This window comes from Ligilactobacillus equi DSM 15833 = JCM 10991 (assembly GCF_000615765.1).
GTDB classification, from domain to species: Bacteria; Bacillota; Bacilli; order Lactobacillales; family Lactobacillaceae; genus Ligilactobacillus; species Ligilactobacillus equi.
Window position 1 is genome coordinate 1 of the sequence record NZ_BAMI01000069.1, and the last position, 8,680, is coordinate 8,680.

At 39.3% G+C, this 8,680-nt stretch carries 9 protein-coding genes and 1 pseudogene; all 10 read right to left on the minus strand.

Annotated features, from left to right (window positions below; all coding sequences use genetic code 11):
* Positions 1 to 146 precede the first annotated feature (146 nt).
* The 10 genes and pseudogenes from dtd to JCM10991_RS10590 all read right to left on the minus strand — a co-directional run bounded on the left by dtd (position 147) and on the right by JCM10991_RS10590 (position 8,585).
* Positions 147 to 593, minus strand: coding sequence for a D-aminoacyl-tRNA deacylase (dtd, locus tag JCM10991_RS10550; protein ID WP_023860589.1), 447 nt, complete (start codon positions 591 to 593; stop codon positions 147 to 149).
* 8 nt (positions 594 to 601) lie between these two features.
* Positions 602 to 2,822 (minus strand): annotated as a pseudogene (locus tag JCM10991_RS13800) (RelA/SpoT family protein).
* Between the two features lie 17 nt (positions 2,823 to 2,839).
* Positions 2,840 to 3,178: a hypothetical protein gene (locus JCM10991_RS10560; protein WP_023860587.1), complete on the minus strand. Its 339-nt coding sequence runs from the start codon at positions 3,176 to 3,178 to the stop codon at positions 2,840 to 2,842.
* Positions 3,179 to 3,215: 37 nt separating this feature from the next.
* Positions 3,216 to 3,434 (minus strand): RsmE family RNA methyltransferase, encoded by a 219-nt coding sequence (locus tag JCM10991_RS16640; protein ID WP_439645945.1) that lies wholly within the window; start codon positions 3,432 to 3,434, stop codon positions 3,216 to 3,218.
* The gene (locus tag JCM10991_RS13805) at positions 3,428 to 3,967 is read right to left on the minus strand and encodes an RsmE family RNA methyltransferase (RefSeq protein ID WP_439645946.1); all 540 of its coding nucleotides are present in this window, start codon (positions 3,965 to 3,967) and stop codon (positions 3,428 to 3,430) included. Before JCM10991_RS13805 ends, JCM10991_RS16640 begins: the two co-directional genes overlap by 7 nt.
* Positions 3,967 to 4,854, minus strand: a complete 888-nt coding sequence (gene prmA, locus JCM10991_RS10570; RefSeq protein WP_025021455.1) for a 50S ribosomal protein L11 methyltransferase — start codon at positions 4,852 to 4,854, stop codon at positions 3,967 to 3,969. Before prmA ends, JCM10991_RS13805 begins: the two co-directional genes overlap by 1 nt.
* 11 nt (positions 4,855 to 4,865) lie before the next feature.
* Complete coding sequence (locus tag JCM10991_RS10575; RefSeq protein WP_025021456.1) at positions 4,866 to 5,345, minus strand: DUF3013 family protein; 480 nt, start codon at positions 5,343 to 5,345, stop codon at positions 4,866 to 4,868.
* A 103-nt stretch (positions 5,346 to 5,448) separates the two neighbouring features.
* The gene (locus tag JCM10991_RS10580; RefSeq protein WP_025021457.1) at positions 5,449 to 6,591 is read right to left on the minus strand and encodes a D-alanine--D-alanine ligase family protein; all 1,143 of its coding nucleotides are present in this window, start codon (positions 6,589 to 6,591) and stop codon (positions 5,449 to 5,451) included.
* Between the two features lie 153 nt (positions 6,592 to 6,744).
* Positions 6,745 to 7,590, minus strand: coding sequence for a phosphotransferase (locus JCM10991_RS10585; protein ID WP_025021458.1), 846 nt, complete (start codon positions 7,588 to 7,590; stop codon positions 6,745 to 6,747).
* An 83-nt stretch (positions 7,591 to 7,673) separates the two neighbouring features.
* Entirely contained in the window at positions 7,674 to 8,585 is a 912-nt protein-coding gene (locus JCM10991_RS10590; protein ID WP_025021459.1) for an EamA family transporter, read from the minus strand.
* Positions 8,586 to 8,680 lie beyond the last annotated feature (95 nt).

Genomic DNA, 8,680 nt, shown 5'->3' on the forward strand with positions numbered 1-8,680 from the left:
GCCACGGACTCCTCGAGCTCATAGGATGCAGTCATGGTGGATAGGTGTCAAAGAGATTACCATCAAAATCCCAAAAATAATCACGATATTGCATTACATTTTCCTTTCAAAAAATTCAAAAAAGGATGATCGCTCATCCTTTCAGTTTACTTCTTTGGTGATTCATAGATGATGGTTACTGGACCATCATTAACTAAACTCACTTGCATATCAGCGCCAAAGATGCCTTCTTCGACAATCAAGCCCGCTTGGCGCAACTTTTGGTTGAATTCCAAATAATTAGGTTCCGCCAAAGCTGGGGTTTGAGCCGCTGTGAAACTTGGACGATTGCCTTTCTTAACGGCAGCATACAAAGTAAATTGTGAAATCGAAAGAATCGCCCCGCCAACTTGCCCAATGGAAAGGTTCATCTTCCCCGCTTCATCGGAGAAAAGTCGAGCTCCGATGATTTTACGCACTAAATAGTCAATGTCTTGGTTGTCATCACCCTCTGTAAAGCCAACCAATAACATGTATCCAGGTCCGATTTGACCCTTAATTTGACCTTCAATTTCGACTTTGGCTTCTTTAACTCTTTGTAATACGACGCGCATAAATCCTCCTAGTGAATAACTCGCTTAACTACATAAACATCAGGAATTTGCTTAATCTTATCAACCACTCTTTGTAAGTGTTCAGAATTTTTAATTCCCACAGTCGCAGTTACAACGGCTTGCTTATTATGGTCTACCCGTCCGTTAATTGAAGATAGACTCTTGGCAGAATTGTTAATCGCTTGAAGGATATCATTGATTAAACCATTACGGTTATAACCTTCAACTTCCAGTTCCGCATCATAGTATTTACGAGGATCAGGGATAGTATTCCAAGAAACATCAATCAATGGCATCCCGTTTTTACCAGCCGCCTTGATATTAGGGCAGTCTTCACGGTGTACAGAAACACCACGCCCCTTGGTCACATAGCCCATAATCTTGTCCCCTGGAATTGGACTACAGCAATGACTGAGTCGCACCAGCATAGAATCAATTCCTTGAACGTTAATTCCATTTTCAGAATGCTTTTTGTCATTATTAGCAGGTTTGGCTTCGATTTCTTGGTGCTCTTCCAGAACAGCTCGCTCCTGTTCTTCTTTCCGTAGGCGTTCTTCTTCTTGACGTACATCTTCCAACATAATGTTGGCAATCCCCATAGGTTGAATTCCACCAAAACCAATCGATGCCAGTAAGTCATCGACTAACTTCAAATTTTTCTTCGCCACAGCCTTTTCCAGATTTTCTGTGGTCATAACTTCACTAGCTTTGTAACCTGATTCTTCAATGGCATGCTGTAAAAGTTCACGCCCTTCTTCAATATTTTCTTCCCGTTCGTGAAGTTTGAAGAAGTGCTTAATTTTATTGCGAGCTTATTAGTATGCACTAAGTCCAACCAGTCACGACTTGGACCCGCCGAATTTTGGGAAGTCATAATTTCAACAATGTCCCCATTTTTCACCTGATAATCCAAAGGCACAATCTTACCATTAACCTTTGCTCCGGTGGTCTTATTGCCGACTTCCGTGTGGATAGTATAGGCCATATCTAAAGGACCTGCTCCCTTTGGTAATTCGAACACATCGCCTTTGGGAGTGAAGACGTAAACCCGATCCCCAAATAAATCGCCCTTAACAGACTCCATGAAGTCACTGGCATCCGTGGCTTCCTTTTGAAATTCAATAATTTCTTTGAACAGATTTAATTTGTCGCCAGAACTCGTTTGAGAAACACCTTGGGTGTTACCTTCCTTGTAAGCCCAGTGAGCAGCAATCCCGTATTCGGCCACACGATGCATTTCTTCGGTCCGAATTTGTACTTCAAATGGTGTTCCATTTGGCCCAATCACCGTGGTATGAAGGGATTGGTACATGTTGGCCTTTGGCATGGCAATATAATCCTTAAAACGCCCCGGCATTGGTGTCCACCGTGTATGAATGGCCCCTAAGACGGCATAACAGTCCCGAATAGATTTAGTAATCACCCGTACTGCTAGAAGATCATAAATTTCCCCAAATTGCTTGTGTAAATCCTTCATCTTGTGATAAATGGAGTAAATATGTTTAGGTCGTCCATAAATATCACAATCGATATTTAAATCCTTAATAGCATCATTAATGTCGACAATCACTTCATTAATATATTTCACCCGTTCATCCGTCGGGAATTCATTAAGTGAGCGATGCGGTAGTATTGTTGGGGATTTAAATAACGTAAAGAAATATCTTCCAGTTCCCACTTGATAGTAGAAATACCCAAACGTTCTGCCAAAGGCGCGTAAATTTCCAAAGTTTCATTGGAAATCCGTCTTTGCTTATCAGGTCGTAGATGTGTTAAAGTCCGCATATTATGCAAACGATCTGCCAATTTTACAATAATTACCCGTAAATCCTTGGACATAGCTAAGAGTAATTTACGGTGGTTTTCTGCTAATTGTTCTTGGTGAGACTTGTATTGAATTTTACTTAATTTGGTAACTCCGTCAACAATTACTTCCACATCATGATTAAAAAGTTCCCCTATATCGCCTAAAGTCACCTTGGTGTCTTCAACTACATCATGCAAAAAACCGGCCGAAACCGTTTCAGGATCCATCTTTAATTCTGCTAAAATCCCTGCCACTTGAATGGGGTGGATAATGTACGGCTCCCCAGACTTACGTACCTGTTCTTTATGAACATAGGCTGCAAAATTATAAGCTCTTTGCACCATATCCACATGCTTTTCATTCATGTAGTCACGACACATGCTAATGACATCGTCAGCTGTCCATAATACATCTTTTTCCATAAAGCATCACCTCATAACTAGTCTTTACTTGCACCGTAAGCTAACAGCGTCATCAATAGGTAAACCGGGCCAAAGTAGCGCACATAGCTACTAAAACCACCAAAAAAGCTACTGTAACTAATTTGAAAAAGTAACGGAAAAAAGATAGTAAAGATAATGGTTTGATCTTTCTTACCAATTATAATACCAACCAAAACGGCATAAGCTACATTAATTAAAAATAAAATAAATTCAATGCGTAAGACATCATTCGTACCTGCAACTGCAAATATAATTGGAACGACATAACTAAAAAATGCTGCAAAAGCTAAATACCAAATTGCTTGGAGCGAAAAAAGTTGTTTGAGTGCTTTCATGCTCTACTAGCCTCTCTTCTTAATATTTATCACTATTCTACCCTAAATCATGCGCTAATTCTAGATAGAAACTCATGGATGCTAAAAAATATAAAGGGGCGGTTTCCGCCCGCATAATTCGCGGTCCTAACCCTGCCTTGACGAAGCCCTTATCTAACAATGTCTCAACTTCTTTGGGTGCTAGTCCCCCTTCTGGTCCAAAGACAGCCCACAAAGCATCCTTATTCTTCAAATTCTCGAAGGTTTGCATTAACATGGTCTTTTCTCCTTGTTTAGCTTCTTCTTCGTAGGCAACCAGCCTAAAGCTGTTGCTGGTAATTCTAAATCAGCCACCTTGGCAATAAATTCCACATCAGGTACCTGGGTGCGGTGGGATTGTTCAGCAGCTCCTTGAGCAATCTTATACAAGCGTTCTAATTTGCGCTTTTGTTTTTTTTGATCCCACTTGGCTACCGAGTAATCACCTTGGAAAAAAATAAACTTGGCTGCGCCCATTTCGGTTCCCTTTTGGACAATCCATTCCGCCTTATCACCTTTGGACAAACCACAAACAATCACTGCTTGTTTAGGCATTTCTACTGTTTGGCGACTTTTCGATACTAATTTAGCTTTGGCAACTTTCCCTTTAATCTCCGTCACTTCCATAATGTTGACAAATTCATCAGGAGTCACAACTTCAAATTTTGCTCCTACTCTCATTCGCATAACTGTAATAGCATGGTGGAAAATCTCTTGGGGTAAAATTAGGTTGGGACCTTGCAAATTTTTCTCTAAAAAGTAACGTTGCATTAGTTTTCCTCCGTCTTTAAACGTCCGATAATAGCATGCCAATCACCTTCATTTAGAGTTTGTAAAATTTCAAAGCCGGCGTCTTGCATGGTTGTTAAAATTAAGTCCCGCTTAGCCGTAATGATTCCAGAAGTAATCAATAAACCACCGGGTTTTAAATTTTTAGGTGCCTCAGGAATTAAACGCACCAAAACATCCGGTAAAATGTTGGCTAGCATCAAGTCCGCCTGGATATCAATTCCTTTCAATAAATCGCTAACTTGTACATGTACATTCTTAGCAACCGGATTTAAGTCCAAGTTTTTTTGAGCAGATTTCACAGCTTCATCGTCAACATCTGTCGCATAAATTTCACCGGCGCCAAACAACTTAGCTGCAATCGATAAAACCCCTGAACCAGTCCCAACATCTAAGACCACTTCACCACCACGCATCACAGTTTCCAAAGCTTGCAAAGACAGCTTAGTTGTGGGGTGGGTCCCCGTCCCAAATGCCTTACCTGGGTCTAGACGCATAATTTTTTCATCAGCTTGACTTGCTTGATAATCGGTCCAAGAAGGCACGACCGTTAAATAACGGGTTAAACGCACCGGCCGATAGTATTTTTCCCACGCCGTCGCCCACTTATCGTCATTAGTGGTTTCAATGGTCACTGTTGCAGGACCGGGGTTAAGTCCAAAATCACTTAAAGCTTGAATCTTGACGGTTAATTCTTGCACCAATTCTGGACTAGCTTCATTTTCTTGAAAATAGGTAATTAAAGCGACATTATCATCACTACGTTCATCATCAAATTGTACCCCTCCAGCACCATTTTCCATTAAGATATTTGCTGCCGCTTCGCTAGCTTCATTAGTTGTTACGACTTCTAATTTAATCCATTCCACGTTTCTTCCTCCTAAAATTTGGGATAAGGTAAAATAATTTTATTACCGGCAGTTTGGGCTATCAAGCTAGCCAGGCGCGATCCATCCCAAGTCAAACCAAATTCTTCTGCTGTGTCATCGTTTAAAAAGTCCAAAAGATCACTCTGACCATTGTCGAGTACCTCCTGTAAGTAAGCCAAGAAACCGTCAGCTTCTTGCTTGGTCCAACCTCGTTTTCCCGCAAAAGGTAAGCAAGCTAGGTAATCTTCCGGATTAAAGTTTACAGGTTTTTGTTCATCAAAGAAAAGAATTTCATCAATAAAGGTAATATAATCCGCATCCGTCAAAACATCATCACTATCAACAATCTCCTGACTATCCGGATTAGCAGCATAAAAAATCATCTCTAAAGTAAATGTTCGCGTTTTTTTTTGCCACTCCAAGGACAAGTCCCCATCAAAATCTAATTTAGCGAGGTTTTGATTTAAATAGTTTGCAAAATCTTGCGCCATGTCTCCCATCCTTACTTTTTAGTTTATTTTTTAATTTTACCCTAATTACAAGAATTTTACACGAAAAAAGACAAGTTCCGATTCAGAAACTTGCCTTCTTAGTTTAATTTTGGCTCTTTAAAAGACCCTTCCCAATTTTTTCTTGACCTAATTCTACGAAATCAAAGCTTAACTTAGCATTGTCATTAAATTCATCAATGGCCAATTGGATTAATTGGTCAATTAATTCACTGTATTCAATTCCAGAAACAGCCCACATTTGAGGGTAAAGAGAAATATTGGTGAAGCCAGGTAAGTTATTAACTTCCCCGAAGTAAGGCACATCATTTTCGTCAACTAAGAAATCCATTCGCGCTAAACCACGGTTATCTAAGACGCGGAAGGCATCTAAGGACATTTGTTGAATTTCTTTAGTTAAGGCTTCTGGTAATTCAACTGGTAATTCGAAAACCACCCCAGAAGCATCTACGAACTTATTGTTGTAGTCATAGAAGTCGTCACCTTCAGGAATTGTCAAGGCCCCTAACTTAGAAGCTTTGGCTTGACGGTTACCCAAAACAGAACATTCTACTTCACGTGGGTTCTTAATAGCCTCTTCAACCATAATCTTGTAGTCATATTGCAAACAATCTTTCACGGCTTGATCGTATTCTTTCTTGTTGCGAACCTTGTAGATTCCTACTGAAGAACCTTGACGCGCAGCTTTCACAAATAAAGTTTCTCCTAAGTCAGCCGAAACTTTTTCCCATGGATATTGATCCATCGTTTCTGGAGTAAAGGCCACATACTTTGTATTGCGGATACCGTGTAAAGTTAACAATTGCTTTGTTAAATCTTTGTCAAAAGAAATCCCCGAAGAAGTGATGCCAGAACCAATCCATGGTTTATTCAAAAGACGGAATAACCCTTGGATAGTCCCGTCTTCACCCATATTTCCGTGAATAACTGGGTAAAAGACATCTACATCCTTGACTTCAGATAAGTTTTGTACATTAGCCAATGGGTTAGACATATCCACACCCTTCATCGCTTCAGCTACAACTTCATCTTCGTTTTCACCATCAAAAATCTTCATGGAATCTTCGTTTCCTAATAAGAAACCTTGTTTAGTGAACATAAAAACAGAAACGTCGTACTTATCCTTATCTAAAGCATCATAAATGTTATGGGCAGAACGCTTGGAAACATCATGTTCAGATGAATTGCCACCAAACATCAAGGCAATATGAAGTTTTTTTGTCATTATCTGTCATCCTCTAACTTTTTGTTATTTTATTATTGGTTTTCAGTTATAGTCTTTCCTGAAAAAGACCATTAGAAACCTTTTACTTTCTAATTTTACCACAAAAAACATCCGCTGTCAGGATGCTTAATTTTAATTACAAATTTTTAATCAGAATCAGATAGTCAATAAAGCGTCACCTGCCACAATAGTTTGCAACATCCGCGTGGCCATATTACCAAATTTTTTCTTGGGGTGGGTCACATGATATTCCAAAATGTCTAAGGCAACAAAGAAGAGCATCACTCTTTGAAGTTGAATTTGCGGAATTTCAAAACGTCGTTGCCGACGGTAACCCTTCAAAAATTCCTTGCGCAAGGTAACTGCATGTACTTCATTATAAAAAAATTTTAACATATCTTCGTAAGCTACACCCATATGCGCTTTTTCAAAATCAATCAGGATTTCATGTTTGTCGTAAACCATAATGTTACGCAAAGAAAAATCGCCATGAACCACAACCTTAGGTAATTGTTGATACTCTTGGTCGGCAGCCGCTAAATCAGCTTGTAAAATCTGGTAAGCCTGAACAACGTCAGTTTCATGTTCCGTGCCCTTTAAATTTGCTATTTTTTCTGCCAAACGCTGACTTAAAGGACGCTCGTCATTGAAAACTTTAACTTGCCCTGTCAGTTGATTATGAAAATCTGCTAACATCCGTCCATATTTTTGCGCTTGTTTAGGTAGCAAATTCTTTTCTTCAGCGGTAACCTCTTGCATCTTCCGGTCCTTCAATACCACCACATAATAATCTTCATAAAGCACACTATCTAGGTAAATTTCTGGACAGTAAACTTGATTGACATGTTGTTCAGCATAAAACATGGCTTCATCTTCGAAAATTTTAACAAACAAATCGCAATCATAAAGCTGACTGTAGCCAACCAAATGTTGATTACCGGCAACATCATGAATATTTTCCAGTTCAGCCTGATAATAATCATTTAAAAAATCTAATAACATCTCTTTACCCCATTTCTATTTTACGCTCTCTCAATTTAATCTTACTCTAAATCCCCCCGCTTTGGCAATTAAAAAAGACCGTCTTAACAACGATCTTGAAGTGAATTTTGTTTTTTAGTGCTTAGTCCTTGTAGAAAAACCGTTGAAAGCACCATAATAATTCCTAAAGCTCCCCAAAGCTGTAACTGTAGCCCCATGAAAAAGACAGCCACTAAAGTTGCAGTCAATGGTTCAAAACAAGATAACATCCCTGTGGTCTCAGGAGCCAAGTAATTTAAACTATTGAGATAAAAAAGGTATGCTATCAAGGTTCCCATTAAAGCAATAAAAGCGATATAGCCTATTTCAAGCCCATCTAAGTGGACTGATCCTTCTTGAACTAAAGCCGGAGTAAAGACTAAGCCACCAATTACCATGGAACTACCTGTAACTAAAACCACATCAAATTCTTGAAGTAACTTCCGAGGTAAAAGCGTGTATAATGCTTGGCTAACTCCTGCCATAATTCCCCAAAAAAGTCCCAAAGGTGCAATGGCCAACTTAGCTAAATTCCCTTGCGTAACCACTAAAACCGTTCCTACTAGCGCCATCACAATTGAAATTACATCAATTCGCCGAGGTAATTTCCAATTTTTCAAAGCTAAATAGATAATGATAAATAGAGGACCAAGAAATTGTAAAATTGTAGCAGAACTGGCATTACCATGTTGTATCGCCAAAAAATATGTCAGTTGTGACGGAACCATCCCAAAAAGTGCAAAAATTACTAAGCGTAAAAGATTACTCGCCTGTAGATAACGATGCCATTGTTTCCTTGATACCCTAAACGCTGCTATTAGTGTCAACAAAATTCCCGCAATCAGCATACGTACCGAAACCAACCACGTGGCTTCTAAACCCGTTCTTTCAAAAAACAGTTGAGCAAAGTTTCCAGATAACCCCCACATCATTGTTCCGAAAACCGCAAAAAAGATCCCCTTCTTTGATTGAGTCATATTTTTATCACATCTTTCCAAAACTACTTTCGCCACCTAATCGTAGCGACAACTTAGTTATTATAGCTGATTCACATCTAAAGTCAACTACCTCC

Excerpts from the sequence above, each read along its gene's own strand:
- JCM10991_RS10585 (WP_025021458.1), bottom strand. The coding sequence starts at position 7,590 with ATGTTATTAGATTTTTTAAATGATTATTATCAGGCTGAACTGGAAAAT.
- JCM10991_RS10560 (WP_023860587.1), bottom strand. The coding sequence starts at position 3,178 with ATGAAAGCACTCAAACAACTTTTTTCGCTCCAAGCAATTTGGTATTTA.
- JCM10991_RS13805 (WP_439645946.1), bottom strand. The coding sequence starts at position 3,967 with ATGCAACGTTACTTTTTAGAGAAAAATTTGCAAGGTCCCAACCTAATT.
- JCM10991_RS10575 (WP_025021456.1), bottom strand. The coding sequence starts at position 5,345 with ATGGCGCAAGATTTTGCAAACTATTTAAATCAAAACCTCGCTAAATTA.
- JCM10991_RS10590 (WP_025021459.1), bottom strand. The coding sequence starts at position 8,585 with ATGACTCAATCAAAGAAGGGGATCTTTTTTGCGGTTTTCGGAACAATG.
- JCM10991_RS16640 (WP_439645945.1), bottom strand. The coding sequence starts at position 3,434 with ATGTTAATGCAAACCTTCGAGAATTTGAAGAATAAGGATGCTTTGTGG.
- dtd (WP_023860589.1), bottom strand. The coding sequence starts at position 593 with ATGCGCGTCGTATTACAAAGAGTTAAAGAAGCCAAAGTCGAAATTGAA.